Source organism: Streptomyces sp. NPDC002676 (assembly GCF_053592455.1).
This window is the reverse complement of sequence record NZ_JBSFVT010000001.1, coordinates 1,253,338-1,268,699: the sequence shown is the minus strand read 5'-3', so window position 1 is coordinate 1,268,699 and position 15,362 is coordinate 1,253,338. Positions and strand designations below refer to the sequence as shown.

General features: G+C 72.2%; 15 protein-coding genes and 1 pseudogene. 5 read left to right on the top strand and 11 right to left on the bottom strand.

The features are described 5' to 3' along the window. Positions 1-49 precede the first annotated feature (49 nt). Positions 50-487: a GNAT family N-acetyltransferase gene (locus tag ACWD3E_RS06000; protein ID WP_451386503.1), complete on the top strand. Its 438-nt coding sequence runs from the start codon at positions 50-52 to the stop codon at positions 485-487. 41 nt (positions 488-528) lie between these two features. Here ACWD3E_RS06000 and ACWD3E_RS05995 read toward each other — a convergent pair whose 3' ends face one another. After that, on the bottom strand, positions 529-1,236 hold the full coding sequence (locus ACWD3E_RS05995; protein WP_451386294.1) for a uracil-DNA glycosylase: 708 nt from the start codon (positions 1,234-1,236) through the stop codon (positions 529-531). A 129-nt stretch (positions 1,237-1,365) separates the two neighbouring features. On the opposite strand from ACWD3E_RS05995, the gene ACWD3E_RS05990 reads away from it, so the two are divergent. Beyond that, positions 1,366-2,031: an RNA-binding S4 domain-containing protein gene (locus ACWD3E_RS05990; RefSeq protein WP_451386293.1), complete on the top strand. Its 666-nt coding sequence runs from the start codon at positions 1,366-1,368 to the stop codon at positions 2,029-2,031. Positions 2,032-2,150: 119 nt separating this feature from the next. Here ACWD3E_RS05990 and ACWD3E_RS05985 read toward each other — a convergent pair whose 3' ends face one another. Then, positions 2,151-2,597: a DoxX family protein gene (locus tag ACWD3E_RS05985; protein ID WP_451386292.1), complete on the bottom strand. Its 447-nt coding sequence runs from the start codon at positions 2,595-2,597 to the stop codon at positions 2,151-2,153. A 122-nt stretch (positions 2,598-2,719) separates the two neighbouring features. Beyond that, positions 2,720-3,412, bottom strand: a complete 693-nt coding sequence (locus tag ACWD3E_RS05980; RefSeq protein WP_451386291.1) for a class I SAM-dependent methyltransferase — start codon at positions 3,410-3,412, stop codon at positions 2,720-2,722. Positions 3,413-3,585: 173 nt separating this feature from the next. Here ACWD3E_RS05980 and ACWD3E_RS05975 point away from each other — a divergent pair. After that, positions 3,586-3,846 (top strand): annotated as a pseudogene (locus ACWD3E_RS05975) (DUF6343 family protein); the annotation flags it as partial. 114 nt (positions 3,847-3,960) lie between these two features. On the opposite strand, the gene ACWD3E_RS05970 reads toward ACWD3E_RS05975, so the two are convergent. From ACWD3E_RS05970 to rpsA, 4 genes are all read right to left on the bottom strand, one after another. After that, positions 3,961-4,341 carry a tetratricopeptide repeat protein gene (locus tag ACWD3E_RS05970; protein WP_451386290.1) on the bottom strand — a complete coding sequence of 127 codons (381 nt, stop codon included), beginning with the start codon at positions 4,339-4,341 and terminating at the stop codon, positions 3,961-3,963. Positions 4,342-4,391: 50 nt separating this feature from the next. Further along, positions 4,392-5,003 carry a dephospho-CoA kinase gene (gene coaE / locus ACWD3E_RS05965; RefSeq protein ID WP_451386289.1) on the bottom strand — a complete coding sequence of 204 codons (612 nt, stop codon included), beginning with the start codon at positions 5,001-5,003 and terminating at the stop codon, positions 4,392-4,394. Between the two features lie 45 nt (positions 5,004-5,048). Next, complete coding sequence (locus ACWD3E_RS05960; protein WP_451386288.1) at positions 5,049-5,987, bottom strand: PAC2 family protein; 939 nt, start codon at positions 5,985-5,987, stop codon at positions 5,049-5,051. A gap of 240 nt (positions 5,988-6,227) precedes the next feature. Further along, positions 6,228-7,718 (bottom strand): 30S ribosomal protein S1, encoded by a 1,491-nt coding sequence (gene rpsA / locus ACWD3E_RS05955; RefSeq protein WP_023551529.1) that lies wholly within the window; start codon positions 7,716-7,718, stop codon positions 6,228-6,230. A 330-nt stretch (positions 7,719-8,048) separates the two neighbouring features. Between rpsA and ACWD3E_RS05950 the strand changes: the two genes are divergently transcribed. Further along, on the top strand, positions 8,049-8,951 hold the full coding sequence (locus tag ACWD3E_RS05950; RefSeq protein ID WP_451386287.1) for a class I SAM-dependent methyltransferase: 903 nt from the start codon (positions 8,049-8,051) through the stop codon (positions 8,949-8,951). A gap of 75 nt (positions 8,952-9,026) precedes the next feature. Then, on the top strand, positions 9,027-11,591 hold the full coding sequence (gene hrpB, locus ACWD3E_RS05945) for an ATP-dependent helicase HrpB (protein WP_451386286.1): 2,565 nt from the start codon (positions 9,027-9,029) through the stop codon (positions 11,589-11,591). 14 nt (positions 11,592-11,605) lie between these two features. Here hrpB and ACWD3E_RS05940 read toward each other — a convergent pair whose 3' ends face one another. From ACWD3E_RS05940 to ACWD3E_RS05925, 4 genes are all read right to left on the bottom strand, one after another. Further along, positions 11,606-12,598 (bottom strand): DUF3068 domain-containing protein, encoded by a 993-nt coding sequence (locus tag ACWD3E_RS05940; RefSeq protein ID WP_451386285.1) that lies wholly within the window; start codon positions 12,596-12,598, stop codon positions 11,606-11,608. A gap of 27 nt (positions 12,599-12,625) precedes the next feature. Beyond that, complete coding sequence (locus ACWD3E_RS05935; RefSeq protein ID WP_451386284.1) at positions 12,626-12,760, bottom strand: SPW_0924 family protein; 135 nt, start codon at positions 12,758-12,760, stop codon at positions 12,626-12,628. A gap of 155 nt (positions 12,761-12,915) precedes the next feature. Further along, a complete protein-coding gene (locus ACWD3E_RS05930; protein ID WP_451386283.1) occupies positions 12,916-14,700 on the bottom strand; it encodes a lytic transglycosylase domain-containing protein in 1,785 nt (594 codons plus the stop codon). A gap of 270 nt (positions 14,701-14,970) precedes the next feature. Further along, positions 14,971-15,345, bottom strand: coding sequence for a hypothetical protein (locus ACWD3E_RS05925; protein ID WP_451386282.1), 375 nt, complete (start codon positions 15,343-15,345; stop codon positions 14,971-14,973). Positions 15,346-15,362 lie beyond the last annotated feature (17 nt).

The window sequence follows — 15,362 nt, the reverse complement described above, 5'->3', positions numbered from 1 at the left end:
CGCGACGGCCGGGGGGACGGTCGGGGGGACGGTCGGGGGGACGGTCGGCATCCGGCGGGCGGGGCCCGCGGACGCGCGCGCCGCCGCCGACGCCTGGTTGCGGTCCTTCGCCGCCGCGCTGCCGACGGTGGTCCGGCCGCACTCCGACGACGAGGTGCGGGACTACTTCCGGGACGTCGTGATCCCGCTGCGGGAGACGTGGGTCGCGGAGGCAGCCGGAGGCGAGATCGTGGGCCTGATGGTCCTGGAAGGGGAGTCGCTGTCCCAGCTGTATCTGGACCCGGGGTGGCGGGGCCGTGGGCTCGGTGACCGGTTCGTCGCCCTCGCCAAGGAGCGCAGCCCCGGTGGCCTCACGCTGTGGACCTTCCAGGTCAACAAGCCCGCCCACCGCTTCTACGAGCGGCACGGCTTCACCGCCGTGGAGTTCACCGACGGCAGCGGCAACGAGGAGCGGGAGCCGGACGTGCGCTACGTGTGGCGCCCCTGAGGCGTCGGGCCCGGGACGCCGGCAAGATCAAAAAACACCACCTACGGCAGCCCGGCCGCGTCCGCCGCCGTGCGCAGCACCTCGCGCAGCATCTCCGGGGTGAGCCTGCCGGTGAAGGTGTTGCGCTGGCTGACGTGGAAGCAGCCGAAGAGGTCGAGGCGGAGACCGGGGCGGTCCAGGGCGACCCGGGTGCCGTGGGCAAAGGCCGGGCGGGGGCGCGGGACGGTCCAGCCCGCCTCGGCGAGCGCGGGCAGCGCGGCCTGCCAGCCGAAGGCACCGAGCACCACGGCCGCCCTGAGCGTCGGGCGCAGCAGCTTCAGTTCCTCGACCAGCCAGGGGCGGCAGGTGTCGCGCTCACCGGGGGTCGGCTTGTTGGCGGGCGGGGCGCAGTGCACGGGCGCGGTGACACGGACGCCGTACAGCTCCAGGCCGTCGTCGGCGCTGACCGAGCTGGGCTGCGAGGCGAGCCCCACGTCGTACAGCGCCTGGTAGAGCACGTCTCCGGAACGGTCACCGGTGAACATGCGGCCGGTGCGGTTGCCGCCGTGCGCGGCGGGCGCCAGCCCGATGATCACCAGACGGGCGTCGGCGGGCCCGAAGCCGGGCACCGGCCGCCCCCAGTACGTCCAGTCGGCAAACGCTGCCCGCTTGGTCCGGGCCGCCTCCTCGCGCCAGGCGACGAGCCGGGGACAGGCCCGGCACTCGGCGACACGCCGGTCGAGCCGAGCGAGGGCACAGCTGTCGTCCATGGGGCCACGGTATGCCCGCTCCGGCCTGGCGAAGGTTCTCCCCGTCGTTCTCGTGTTCCCTGACCGGAGACGGGTGCGCCCCCGGAAAACGCCTCCGGCTCGCCCGCCCCGGGGCGCTAGGGTCGGCGTATGGCTTCCGAGGATGCGGACGAGAACGTGAACCGTGACACCGGCGGACGGGGCGAGACGGCCCCCGCCCGGGATGCCGAGAACCCCGGCGCCGCCGTTGCCCAGCCGCTCGACCCCAAGGTCGCCGCCGCGGTGGCCGCCGCCGAGGCCGCCGGGCCGGCCAACGGCGAGACGGTACGGATCGACAGCTGGATCTGGGCCGTACGGCTGATCAAGACGCGCTCCCTGGGCGCCACCGCCTGCCGTGGCGGGCACGTCCACGTCAACGGCGAGCGGGTGAAGCCCGCCTACTCCGTGCGCGTCGGCGACGAGGTCCGCCTGCGGCACGAGGGCCGGGAACGCGTCGTGATCGTCAAGCGCCTGATCCGCAAGCGGGTCGGCGCCCCCGTGGCCGTCCAGTGCTACATCGACAACTCCCCGCCGCCCCCGCCCCGCGAGGCCACGGCCCCGGCCGGCCTGCGCGATCGCGGCGCGGGCCGCCCCACCAAGCGCGACCGCCGCGAACTGGAACGCCTCCGGGGCCTCGCCGGGCCGGGCGGGTTCGGTGGGCTCGGTGGACCTGGAGGGCCGGGAGGATCCGGAGGGCCGGGAGGACCCGGAGGGCTGGGGGGACCCGGAAGGCCGGGAGGACCCGGCGGACCCGGCGCCCGACCCCGGAGCCGCTGACCTGGGGCCCCTCCCTCCTCCCCCGCCCCTCCCACCCCGCTCCCCTCCGGTGACACACGCCGATGACGTCGGCCGGGCCCCCGCGCCCGGTCGGCGTCACCGACGCTCTCGCCTACGGGTCACGCCTGCCGTCCCACTCGCCGCACCAGCCCCAGCAGCTGGGCGTTGTACCCGCGGCGGGCCCGGGCGATCACGATGAGCGGGATCATCAGGATCAGCGGGGTCGCCGCGTACTGGCCGTCGAACACGGTGAGCTGGACGATGAACGCCCCCACCATGAGCGCGCTCAGCGCCATCGCCGCCACCGACTGCAGCACGGGGATCAACAGCGCGACTGCCCCCGTGAGTTCGAGGACGCCGATGGTGTACATGCCCGCACTGCCCCAGCCGATCTTGTCGAAGGACTCGACAGCCGACGGATGCGCGATCAGCTTGGGCAGCGCACTCGCGATCCCGAAGAACAGGGCGAGCAGCACCTGCACACCACGCAGAGCGTGAGCGGCAAAGGGACGCCTCGAGGGCGCGGAAGCGGCGGAGGAGGCGACGGGGGCGGTGATCTCGGACATCAGGGTCTCCTGGGTGATGCGAACTTGCTTGCTGTCACCGAGACAGACCGACCGCGCCCCTGAAACTCATCGCCACCCACGCGATCCTCGTGCAGGCCATGAGGCTTGCCGGCTTCGGCCCCCTACCTCGCCACCGGCACCGCCTTCACCCAGATCCCGTCCGGGGTCAGGTACTCGGCCACCTCCAGTCCCGCTTCCGCGAGTGCCGTTTCGAACTGGTCCCGGGTCAGGAGGCGGGACCGGAAGGTCTGGGTCCAGACCGCGTCGGGGAAGACGTACTCGGCGAGGACGGAGTTCACGCCGTCGCCGACCGGCTCCGTCGAGACGATCCGCATGGTGAAGCCCGGGTCGACGCGCTCCCTCGGCACGTTGGTGTGGTAGTCGGCGCCCTCCCGCTGGATGAGCACGCAGCCGCCCTCCGCCACGTGCCGGACGCAGGTGCGCAGCAGGCCCCGGCGCACCTCGACGTCGGCGGCGTGGACGAGGAACGACGCGAGCATCACCACGTCGAACTCCTCGTCCAGATCGAGGTGCTCGATGGGGCTGCATATCGTGCGCGCCCCGCGGACGCGGGCGAGCATCTCCGCGGACTCGTCCACGGCCGTGACCGTGAAGCCGCGTTCCAGCAGGGGGTGGGTCACCCTGCCCACTCCGCTGCCCAGTTCCAGGATGTGTGCCCCGGCCGGTACCGCCGCGGCGATGACGTCCGGTTCGTCGCGCGCCGGCAGTCGCGAGTACAGCTCGACCGCGCAGCCGTCCGGGGTGATCGCACCGGGTCCTGTTCCGCTGTGTCCCTCACGCATTTTGATCGTCATGCCCGCACAACGGCCGGGCGTCGTAGGGCCGTTCCCTACTTGCTGCAGTTCACTCGTTCGAGGGATTCGCCGGTGCTGCGGGAACTTTCGGGCCGGCTTCGTCCCGGCCATGACGACCGCGCTTGATGGACGTCTGCGGCGAAGAGTACGTTTTTAGGAGGAACGGTGATCCTATGCGTACGGGCAGTGAACCGGCGACCGCGCGCAGTGCGCTGCGAGCGCGGTTCTGGCTGAGCGTGTGGGGGCTGATCTGGGCGATTTTCGGCACGGCCCTGTTCGCGCTGGTCGGGCGCCCCGGCTGGGCGGCGGCCTTCGGGGTGCTGTGGCTGGTGATCACCATCGACCTGGTGATGATCGTCCGGCACATCCGGGAGGGCCCGCACTATCAGCCCGGCCCCGACGTACCGCCGTACTGGCCGCCGGAGAGCCGCCCCCCACGCCTGCCACCGGACGGCGGTCCGCCCTATACGCAGCAGCCGCCGTACCCGCAGCAGCCTCCCCGTCGGCGGCAGCCGCCGCCCCGTCACCCGTGACGGGCGGGGTCGGCCTCACGCGTCGAAGCGCGCGGCCTTCAGGTAGTCGGGGTTGGGGTCGAGCGCGGCGGCCAGCCGGAAGTGGCGGATGGCATGGTCGGGGCGGCCTTGGCGTTCGTAGGTGCGGGCGAGCGCGAAGTGGGCGAAGGCGTTGTCCGGCTCGCGTTCCAGCACGATGGTGAATTCCAGCTCGGCGGGGCGCAGTTGCGCGGCGGCGAAGAAGGCACGCGCGCGCAGCAGGCGGGCGGCGGTGTTCTCGGGGTGCGCGGCGATGACTCCGTCGAGCAGCTTCACCGCGCCCCGCGGGTCCCGCGCGTTGAGCAGTTGCTCGGCGGCGCGGAAGTCGATGACATGCGTCTCCGGGGTTCGTCCGATCGGACCGCTGGTCTCGGGCACGGCACAGTCCTTCCCTCTCTCCGGCGGTTCAACGCCCGGACGGGGGACCGCTATTCCGCGCCGTCGGCTGCCGCCCGCCGCACGAGGTCGTCCCACACCTGCGCCACGCGCTTTCTGAGGTCGTCCAGGGGTACGTCGTTGTCGATCACGATGTCCGCGATCTCCCGGCGCTGCTCGCGCGTCGCCTGCGCGGCCATACGCGCGCGTGCGTCGTCCTCGGTCATGCCGCGCAGCCGTACGAGCCGGTCGAGCTGGGTCTCGGGGCTCGCGTCCACGACGACCACGACGTCGTACAGCGGCGCCAGGCGGTTCTCGGTGAGGAGCGGGACATCGTGGACCACCACGGCGTCGTCGTCGGCGGCGCTCTCCAGTTCGCGGGAGCGGGCGCCCACCAGGGGGTGGACGATCGAGTTGAGGACGGCGAGCTTGTCGGGGTCGGCGAAGACGATGGAGCCGAGCCGGGGGCGGTCGAGGCTGCCGTCGGCGGCGAGGACGTCCTCGCCGAATGCCTCGACCAGCGCCGCAAGGCCGGGTGTTCCGGGCGCGACGACCTCGCGCGCGATGCGGTCGGCGTCGATCAGTACGGCGCCGTGTTCCACGAGCAGCCGCGACACCTCGCTCTTGCCGGCGCCGATTCCACCGGTGAGGCCCACTTTCAGCATGAGCGGAAGCTTAGGCCCTGCCGCTGACGGCGGAATCGGCGGAGGTCAGTTGTCGCCCTCGCGTTCGGCCAGGAAGCGCTCGAACTCCAGCCCGATCTCGTCGGCCGAGGGGATGTCGACCGGTTCGGCGAGCATGTTGCCGCGGGTCTCGGCGCCGGCGGCGGCGTCGTACTGGTGCTCCAGGCCCTGGACGAGCGCGGTCAGCTCCGCGTCGCCCTCCTGGATCTGCCGGTCGATCTCGGTCTGCGTGCGGTGCGCCTCCGTGCGCAGGGAGTGTGCGATGCCGGGCAGGACCAGGCCGGTGGCGGCCGTGATGGCCTCCAGCACGGTCAGGGCCGCGTCCGGGTACGGGGAGCGGGCGATGTAGTGCGGGACGTGCGCGGCGACGCCCAGGACGTCGTGTCCGGCCTCCATGAGGCGGTACTCGACGAGCGACTCGGCGCTGCCGGGCACCTGGGCCTCGTCGAAGGGGCTGCGGTGGCCGGGGACGAGGTCGGTGCGGTTGCCGTGCGGGGTGAGGCCCACGGGGCGGGTGTGCGGGACGCCCATGGGGATGCCGTGGAAGTTCACGGACAGGCGGACGCCGAGCCGCTCCACGATCTGCTGTACGGCCGCGGCGAACCGCTCCCATTCGACGTCCGGTTCGGGGCCGGACAGCAGCAGGAAGGGGGCGCCGGTGGTGTCCTGGACGAGCCGGACCTCGATGGCGGGGTCTTCGTATTCGGTCCAGCGGTCCCGCTTGAAGGTCAGCAGCGGGCGGCGGGCACGGTAGTCCACGAGCCGGTCGTGGTCGAAGCGGGCCACGACCTGGTGGGGCAGCGAGTCGAGGAGCCGGTCGACGATCTGGTCGCCGGTCTCGCCCGCGTCGATGTATCCGTCGAAGTGGTAGAGCATGACAAGTCCGGCCGACTCCTGGGCGAGCGCCATGTCGACGACGGCGAGGCCCTTCGGCTCCCATGCGTACAAACCCTGCGGATCAAGCACTGTGACCGCTCCTCCTCGTGTTCCTCATCGACAACACGCCCTGGAGCAGGGGCATTCCCGCGACGCGCCGCTGATCAGCGATCTCACGAAGAGGATACGAACGAAGGTGCGGGCAACCGCAGCTCCAGGGGGGCGCGCCCGAAGAAGAGCCGAAGGGACCCCGGAAAACGCCTGAGGGGCCGCACCTCGAAAGGTACGGCCCCTCAGAGCCGGCTATCGGCTAAGCCTCAGTGGCAGAGCTCAGCTCTGGCCGCCGGCCAGCTTCTCGCGCAGAGCGGCAAGCGCCTCGTCCGAGGCCAGCGCGCCGGAGGTGTCCGCGCCCTCGGAGGAGTACGAACCGCCGGTCGCGGCCGGAGCCGCAGCCTCGCCGCCCTCGGCGGCAGCAGCCGCGTCGGCCTCGCGGGACTTGATGACCTGCTGCTGGTGCTGCTCGAAGCGGGCCTGCGCCTCGGCGTACTGGCGCTCCCACTCCTCGCGCTGCTTCTCGTAGCCCGGCAGCCAGTCGTTGGTCTCCGGGTCGAAGCCCTCGGGGTAGATGTAGTTGCCCTGGTCGTCGTAGGACGCGGCCATGCCGTACAGGGTCGGGTCGAACTCGACCGAGGCCGGGTCGGCACCGAAGGACTCGTTGGCCTGCTTCAGCGAGAGGCTGATGCGGCGACGCTCGAGGTCGATGTCGATGACCTTGACGAAGATCTCGTCGTTGACCTGGACGACCTGCTCCGGGATCTCCACGTGGCGCTCGGCCAGCTCGGAGATGTGGACCAGACCCTCGATGCCCTCGTCCACGCGGACGAACGCACCGAACGGAACCAGCTTCGTGACCTTACCGGGCACGACCTGGCCGATCTGGTGGGTGCGGGCGAACTGCTGCCACGGGTCTTCCTGGGTCGCCTTCAGCGACAGGGAGACGCGCTCGCGGTCCATGTCGACGTCGAGGACCTCGACGGTGACTTCCTGGCCGACCTCGACAACCTCGGACGGGTGGTCGATGTGCTTCCAGGACAGCTCGGAGACGTGGACCAGACCGTCCACGCCACCCAGGTCCACGAAGGCACCGAAGTTGACGATCGAGGAGACCACACCGGAACGGACCTGACCCTTCTGGAGGGTCGTGAGGAACGTCTGGCGGACCTCGGACTGGGTCTGCTCCAGCCAGGCACGGCGGGACAGGACCACGTTGTTGCGGTTCTTGTCCAGCTCGATGATCTTGGCCTCGAGCTCCTTGCCGACGTACGGCTGGAGGTCGCGGACGCGGCGCATCTCGACCAGGGAGGCCGGGAGGAAGCCACGGAGGCCGATGTCGAGGATGAGACCACCCTTGACGACCTCGATGACGGTACCGGTGACGATGCCGTCCTCTTCCTTGATCTTCTCGATGGTGCCCCAGGCACGCTCGTACTGGGCGCGCTTCTTCGAGAGGATCAGGCGGCCTTCCTTGTCCTCCTTCTGGAGGACCAGGGCCTCGATCTCGTCGCCGACGGCGACGACCTCGTTCGGGTCGACGTCGTGCTTGATCGAGAGCTCGCGGCTCGGGATGACACCTTCGGTCTTGTAACCGATGTCGAGCAGGACCTCGTCCCGGTCGACCTTCACGATGACGCCGTCGACGATGTCGCCGTCGTTGAAGTACTTGATCGTCTCGTCGATCGCGGCGAGGAAGGCTTCCTCGTTACCGATGTCGTTGACCGCAACCTGCGGAGTGGTGGCGGTGGTCTCGGTGCTGCTCGTCATGTGGGAAAGGGCTCCGGTACGGACATGAAGTCGTAGGTACTGCTTACGCCGGGAGCCCGTTTCGCTCTGATGAAGCCGGACAGCCAAGGAAGCGCCCCACCAGCACAAACTGGTGATGGCGCCTCGAGAACCGAGGGGACATACAACAGATGCGAGCGCAGCCTGCTACGTCTGAGGTGCGCAGGCCCGCAGCGCAACTTGTAGCATACGGGGGCAGCCGGGCAGGGTCAATGCGCGAAGGCGCACACCCGGGGCGGATCACCGCATTCCCGGCACAAGAAATCGTCCCAGGAGGCCGCGCAGGGCTGCGGGACCCCTCCTGTGACACGCGTGGCGACACTGCACAGCGACACGCGCGCCCGGCGGGTTGCACGGAAGAGTACGACGAGGGAGCCGATCATCCAAGAGCCTGAAGCGTTCGAACCCGAAGGGTCCGAGGAGTTCGAACCGGAAGCCACCCGGCGTGACGCCGGGGTCGCGGAGAGCGCCCGTGCCAACCGGGGCTGGTGGGACCGCAACGCGGACGAGTACCAGGTCGAGCACGGCACGTTCCTGGGCGACGACCGCTTCGTGTGGGGCCCGGAGGGCCTGGACGAGGTGGAGGCCGAGCTGCTCGGCCCGGCGGAGGACCTGAAGGGCAAGGGGGTCCTGGAGATCGGCGCGGGCGCGGCGCAGTGCGCGCGCTGGCTGGCCGCCCAGGGCGCGCACCCGGTGGCCCTGGACCTCTCGCACCGCCAGCTCCAGCACGCGCTGCGCATCGGCGGATCGTTTCCCCTCGTCTGTGCCGACGCCGGCGCGCTGCCCTTCGCGGACGGCTCCTTCGACCTGGCGTGCTCCGCGTACGGGGCGCTGCCGTTCGTCGGCGACCCGCGGCTGGTGCTGCGCGAGGTGCGCCGGGTGCTGCGGCCGGGCGGCCGGTTCGTCTTCTCGGTGACGCACCCGATCCGCTGGGCCTTCCCGGACGAGCCGGGCCCCGAGGGGCTGTCGGTGTCCTCGTCGTACTTCGACCGCACGCCCTACGTGGAGCAGGACGAGGAGGGCCGGGCGGTGTACGTCGAGCACCACCGCACCATCGGCGACCGGGTGCGGGACGTCGTGGCCTCGGGCTTCCGGCTGGTCGACCTGGTGGAGCCGGAGTGGCCGGCCTGGAACACCGCGGAGTGGGGCGGCTGGTCCCCGCTGCGCGGGAACCTGATACCGGGGACGGCGATCTTCGTGTGCGAGCGGGACTGAATCCGTTGCCCGTTGCGTACACCTGCGCGTCCGCGCGCGTGAAGGGTGATTTCACGGTCGTACGACACTAGGGGCGTGATCCGTTACGACGCCCTGGACGCGCTGCCCGTGCGTACCGCCCTGCCCGCTCTCGCCGACGCGCTGGAGGGGGACGGCACCGCCGTCCTGGTGGCGCCGCCGGGCACCGGCAAGACGACGCTGGTGCCGCTCGTGCTGGCCGGGCTGGTCGGGGGCGGTCCCGCGCGGCGGGTCGTGGTCGCCGAGCCGCGGCGGATCGCGGCGCGCGCGGCGGCCCGGCGGATGGCGTGGCTGCTGGGCGAGCAGGTGGGCGGCAGCGTCGGCTACACGGTGCGCGGCGAGCGGGTCGTGGGGCGCCGCGCGCGCGTGGAGGTCGTGACGACCGGTGTGCTGCTGCAGCGGCTGCAGCGCGATCAGGAGCAGCCGGGCGTGGACGTGGTGGTGCTCGACGAGTGCCACGAGCGTCATCTGGACGCCGACACGGTGGCCGCGTTCCTGTGGGACGTACGGCAGACGCTGCGGCCGGAGCTGCGGCTGGTGGCGGCGTCGGCCACCACCGACGCGGAGGGCTGGGCGCGGCTGCTCGGCGGGGCGCCGGTGATCGAGGCGAAGGGTGTCTCGCACCCGGTCGAGGTGGTGTGGGCTCCCCCGGTGGGTCCGGTACGGCCGCCGTACGGGATGCGGGTGGATCCGGCGCTGCTGGCGCACGTGGCGTCGGTGGTGCGGCGGGCGCTGGCCGAGCGGGACGGGGACGTGCTGTGCTTCCTGCCGGGCGTGGGCGAGATCGCGCGCGTGGCCGGGCAGCTCGGGGATCTCGGTGACGTCGAGGTGCTTCAGGTGCACGGGCGGGCGCCGGCGGCCGTGCAGGACGCGGTGCTGGCGGGCGGGGAGCGGCGGCGGGTGGTGCTGGCCACGTCCGTGGCGGAGTCGTCGCTGACCGTGCCCGGGGTGCGGGTGGTCGTGGACGCGGGGCTGGCGCGGGAGCCGCGGGTGGACCATGCGCGCGGGCTGAGCGGGCTGACGACGGTACGGGCGTCGCGGGCGGCCGGGCGGCAGCGGGCGGGCCGGGCCGGGCGGCAGGCGCCGGGTGCGGTGTACCGGTGCTGGGCGGAGGCCGAGGACGTCCGTCTGCCGGCTTTTCCGGCGCCGGAGATCAAGGTGGCCGACCTGACCGCGTTCGCGCTTCAGGCGGCCTGCTGGGGCGATCCGGACGCCTCCGGGCTGGCGTTGCTGGATCCGCCGCCGGGCGGGGCGATGACGGCGGCGCGCTCGGCGCTGACAGCGGTAGGGGCGGTGGACTCCGTCGGGCGGGCCACGGAGGTCGGTGTACGGCTGGCCCGGCTGGGGGTGCACCCTCGGCTGGGCCGGGCGCTCCTGGACACCTCCGGTGAGGGTGCCCCGGTTGTCGCCCTGCTCTCCGAAGAGGTGCCGCGCGACTACGGCGACGACCTCGCCGGTGCGTTGCGGCGCGCGCGGCGCGGGGGCGACACCTACGCCGGCCGGTGGGCAAGGGAGGTGCGGCGCCTGCAGTCCGCCTCCGCGGAGTTCGCCCATCCACCGGCCCGTGGCTCTCTTCCGGTCGAGACGACCGCCGGGGCTTCTTCGCTCACCGCAACCGCGGTGCGGACGGGTGGGTTGGCCGACGCCGGGGACGACAGGCTGGTCGGGGTTGTTGCCGCCCTCGCGTTTCCCGAGCGGGTTGCCAGGCTGGACGGGGGGTCGTACCTGATGGCGTCCGGGACTCGGGCCGAGCCGGCGGAGGGGTCGGCGTTGCGTGGGGCGCCCTGGATCGTCGTCGCCGTTGCCGATCGGCCCTCGGGGAAGGGGCACGCGCGTGTGCGGCTCGGGGCTGCCGTGCAGGAGGACGTGGCGCGGGCCGCTGCCGGGGCGCTGCTGGAGGAGCGGGACGAGGTGCACTGGGCCGACGGGGATGTCGTGGCCCGGCGTGTCGAACGGCTGGGGGCCGTCGAGCTGGCCGTACGGCCGCTGAAGCAGGTCGGAGCCGGTCTCGTACGCGAGGCGTTGCTCGAAGGGCTGCGGCTCGAAGGGTTCGGGCTGCTGCGGTGGTCGCCGGAGGCGCAGGTGCTGCGGCAGCGGCTGGCGTTCCTGCGTGCGCATCTCGGGGAGCCGTGGCCGGACGTGTCGGACGAGGCGCTGCACGCGCGCGTGGACGAGTGGCTGGAGCCGGAGCTGAGCAGGGCCCGGCGGCGGGCGGACCTGGCACGGATCGACGCCGGGCAGGCGCTCGCGCGGCTGTTGCCGTGGGCGGGCGGGGAGGCCGCCCGGCTGGACGAGCTGGCGCCCGAGCGGATCACCGTGCCGAGTGGGTCCAGAATTCGGATCGACTACCAGGACCCGGAGCGGCCGGTCCTCGCCGTCAAGCTGCAGGAGATGTTCGGCCTGCAGGAGACGCCGGCCGTGGCGGGGGTGCCGCTGCTCGTGCATCTGCTCTCCCCCGCCGGGCGGCCCGCCGCCGTGACGGCCGACCTCGCCTCCTTCTGGAAGGACGGCTACAAGGGCGTACGCGCGGAGCTGCGCGGGCGCTATCCGAAGCATCCGTGGCCCGAGGACCCGGCCGGTGCCGAGCCCACCCGGCACACCAACGCGCGCCTCAGGGGCTGACCGGGACGCGGGGTTCAGGCGCTGACCGGCTCGGGTTCCGTCGCCTCCGTGGGGGCCGGGTCCGCCGGGCGTCGGCTGCGCGCCTCCAGGTAGAGGGAGAGCGCGAGGAGCAGGAGGCCGAGGGTCAGGAGGCCCCGGGGCAGGTACGAGGTCAGCAGCAGGACCAGCGTGCGGTTGTGTTTGACGAGGGCGACCGTGTGCTCGATGTAGTCCTCGCGCATCTTCACGTCTCCGGCGAACGCGGTGACCCTGTCCCGGCCTCCGAGGAGCGTGCCGCCGCGCAGTTCCTCCTTGTGCAGTTCCTCGGCGTAGACGGGCGCCCCGGTCACCGGTTCGACCCAGAACGTGCGGACGGTGGTGTACCAGCGGGTCGTGCCGGTTCTGGCGACGGACTCGGGGGTGATGCCCTGCACGGGCATGGCCTTCGGGAGGCGCACCTTGGTCCAGGGGATGGTCTGTTCGAAGAAGTAGACCTTCAGGCCGCGGAAGTGCCTGGTGCCTTTGTAGTGGATGGGGTTGACGGTGCGGGTCTGCGCGTCGAAGTACTCGTAGTCCCGTTTCTGGGTCAGGAACGGGAACTTGAACTCGAGGCCGTCCCGGCGGACCGGGTCGCCGTCGACCGACTCGCCGGTGGCGTGGACGGGGTCCTGGCTGTGGGCGTCGAAGATGTAGCGCTCCGGGATCTTGGAGACCATCTTGCCGTCGGGGCCCTGGACGTAGGACAGGCTGTCCCAGACGACGACGGGCCGGCCCGCCGCTCTGCCGACCTTCTTCGCCGACTCCACGTCGCCCTTGAGGGTCTGCACGATCGTCACCTTGGAGACTTTCCTGGCGCGCATGGTGCCGTAGTCGAGGAGGGTCGCTCCCCTGGCCTCCAAGACCATGTCCTGGTACTGGTTCGCGGGGATGCGGGCCAGGCGTGGGAAGGCGTACCAGCGCAGCAGCGGGGACAGCGCCGCGCAGAACACGGCGCAGGCGAGCAGGACCAGGCTTGCCTTGCGGCGCATTCCGGCCTCCCTCCCGGTCGGGCGCGGCTACGGGTGCGAGGGCACCGTCGTCAGCAGCGGCTTGGGGGATGTCCGGCCTGTCGGCGCGCCCAGGGCGGTCATCGCGAGGACCAGGGCGAGCGCGAGGGCGAGACCGGTCGCGGCGGCGATGAGGGCGCGCATGCGGGGCCTCCCGGCGGACGGTTCCTGATGGTTCGTCAGGTGGGGCACCGTAGCAACGGGCGGGCGAGATGAGAACACGTTGCACGCATGCACGAGGGCGCCCTCCCGCCGGAGCGGAGGGGCGCCCTGCTGTGCTGTGCTTTACGGCCGTCCGGTCAGGCGGTCGCGGACGGGCTCGGCGACGGGCTCGGGGACCCGCTCGGCGAGGGGCTCGGGGACGTGCTCGGCGAGGGGTCGGGCGCGGTGACCTTCAGTTCGACGGTGAGGGTGGCGCCGCCGGCGGTGGTGATGCGGAGCAGGAACGTGCCGGTGGCGTCGTCCGCGTACAGCTTCGGCAGCGTCAGCAGGCCCTTGTCGTCCGTCTGGAGGCCGGTGAGCGTGCGTACGGCCTTGCCGTCGGCGTCCTTGAAGTAGGGGCCCTTGTCGTTCTCGGTGGCGTCGTCCGCCGACTTGACCAGCGTGGCCGTGGCCGCGACCTTGTCCGCGACGGCGCCCTTGTACGTCGCCTTCACCTGGACCTGGTCGGCGAACTCGCCGCCCGGGGTGCAGGTCAGCGGGGTGTCGCTGGTGCGGGCGAGGGTGTCCGCGGCGCGCTCGGTGACGGTGGCGGTGTAGTCGACGCCCTTGGCCCGGTGGCCGACGACGGCCGTGGTGATGGTGAAGTCGCCGGTCTTCTCGCCCGCCTGGAGCGCCGGTGCGACCGCCACGCCCTGGGCGTTGGTGATGATCGTGGCCACGGTCTCGCCGCCGGCGAACGTGGCGTCGGTGTCGCCGGTGATGGTGAACCGGATCCTCACCTTCCCCACGGACTTCTCGGCCTTGGTCTCCGCGCGGGTGCTGATCCGCTGGTCGAACGCGTCGCCGGCCATCGCGGTGAGCTGTGCGGTGCCCGCGTCCTCCAGGTGATCCACGGTGTCGGCGGGGGTGGGGGTGGGGGTGGGCGGCTTCGGCGGGACCGGGGGCTTCGGGTCGGGGGTGCCGGAGCCGCCGGGCTTGTCCGGGGTCGGGGCCGGCTTCTTGTGCTGCGGGTGCTTCGGGGACGCCGGGGCTCCCTTGTGCCCGCCCTTGTGCCCGCCCTTGCTGTCGTCGCTGCGGTGGGAGGGCACGGGGCCGGTGCCGTCGGGGACGGAGTGGGTGCCCTTGCGGTAGTACTCCAGCCAGTTCAGGACCAGGTCGAGGTAGTCCTGCGAGTTGTTGTAGCTGAGGATCGCGCCGTGCAGGCCGCCCGTGGTGGACATGTCCCAGCCGTTGCGGCACAGGTAGTGACCGGCGGCGAGGGCGGCGTCGTAGACGTTGTTGGGGTCGCTCTTGCCGTCGCCGTTGCCGTCGCGGCCGGCCCAGGCCCAGGTGGACGGGATGAACTGCATCGGGCCGACGGCCTGGTCGTACTGGCTGTTGCCGTCGTACAGGCCGTGGTCGGTGTCCTTGATGAGGGCGAAGCCGTTGCCGTCGAGCTGCGGGCCCAGGATCGGGGTCAGGGTGGTGCCGTCCGCGTCGACACGGCCGCCGCGGGCCTGGCCCGACTCCACCTTGCCGATGGCGGCGAGCAGTTGCCAGGGCAGGTTGCAGCCGGGCTTTGACGCGCGCAGTTCGGTCTCGGCCCTCTTGTAGGCGTCGAGGACGGTCGCCGGGATGCCGGCCTCGGCCTCGCCCCGGGGGGCGGGGGTTGCGATCGTCGGAGAGGGGCTCGGTGCGGGGCTGTTCAGCGGCGGCAGGTCCGTGTAGTACGGCGAGTTGCCGGTGGCGTTGCCCTCGGCGGTGCTGCCGTCAAAGCCGCCGGTGTCCGCTACCGGGGAGCTGGCGCCGGCCGCGGCCTGTCTGCCGTGGTCCTCGCCGATCACTCCCGGACCCTGGGACGCGGACAGAGCCGCGACCGCCGCCGCGGTCACGGCGGTGGTCGCCGCCCCCTTGCGCAGTCGACTGCCGAAATGCGCCGCCATTGAGTGAACCCCTCCCGTGGACGCCTCGGCGTCCGTGTCCCGTCCGTCTGCCTCGCTGTGATCTGACGGTCGACCCGGTCCTGTGGTTGCCCTCCAGGCCCGGCAACCCAGGTGACCCTACGACAACTTGCCTGACACCGGGACCCGTTCACGCCCGATTTTCACCGGTTGGCCAACTGGCGTTGACCCGCAGGACAAAGGGATGAGTCGGGACACAGCGGACGAAGATGATCGTACTGGCGGCGGCGCGGCTCGGGCCCGCATGCGGGGTCAGGACGTGGCGGACGGCCGCTCGCGCAGCCCGGGTCTCTCGGTGAGGGACGCCACGAAGACGGTGAGCTTGGGCCGGGTGCGCGCTCTCGGGACGAGGGTGAGCGCGAGGGCGAGGTAGCAGCGGGCGAGGTCGGCCCACTGGTGCCAGTCGGGGGCGCGGCCCGCCCGGACGGCCCGGCCGGCGAACAGGCATCTGAGGTCCGCGGCGGCGCTGCGTACGGTCGTCGCCAGGTCGGCGGGAATGCGGGCGGTGCTTGCGTCGGCCGCGAGGGCCGGGACCGGCGAGGGAGGCGTCACCGGGGCCGAGGCGGTGTCCGCCCGGGCCGGGGTGCCCGCCTCGGGCGACCGGCGGTGGAGCATGCGTATACCCATGCCCGCATCTTGGCGGC

Bases quoted from the DNA above. Each gene is read 5' to 3' on its own strand.
- ACWD3E_RS05935 (WP_451386284.1), bottom strand. From the start codon at position 12,760: ATGCGCGCCCTCATCGCCGCCGCGACCGGTCTCGCCCTCGCGCTCGCC.
- ACWD3E_RS05925 (WP_451386282.1), bottom strand. From the start codon at position 15,345: ATGGGTATACGCATGCTCCACCGCCGGTCGCCCGAGGCGGGCACCCCG.
- ACWD3E_RS05940 (WP_451386285.1), bottom strand. From the start codon at position 12,598: ATGCGCCGCAAGGCAAGCCTGGTCCTGCTCGCCTGCGCCGTGTTCTGC.
- ACWD3E_RS05995 (WP_451386294.1), bottom strand. From the start codon at position 1,236: ATGGACGACAGCTGTGCCCTCGCTCGGCTCGACCGGCGTGTCGCCGAG.
- rpsA (WP_023551529.1), bottom strand. From the start codon at position 7,718: ATGACGAGCAGCACCGAGACCACCGCCACCACTCCGCAGGTTGCGGTC.
- ACWD3E_RS05930 (WP_451386283.1), bottom strand. From the start codon at position 14,700: ATGGCGGCGCATTTCGGCAGTCGACTGCGCAAGGGGGCGGCGACCACC.
- ACWD3E_RS05990 (WP_451386293.1), top strand. From the start codon at position 1,366: ATGGCTTCCGAGGATGCGGACGAGAACGTGAACCGTGACACCGGCGGA.
- ACWD3E_RS05985 (WP_451386292.1), bottom strand. From the start codon at position 2,597: ATGTCCGAGATCACCGCCCCCGTCGCCTCCTCCGCCGCTTCCGCGCCC.
- coaE (WP_451386289.1), bottom strand. From the start codon at position 5,003: ATGCTGAAAGTGGGCCTCACCGGTGGAATCGGCGCCGGCAAGAGCGAG.
- ACWD3E_RS05980 (WP_451386291.1), bottom strand. From the start codon at position 3,412: ATGACGATCAAAATGCGTGAGGGACACAGCGGAACAGGACCCGGTGCG.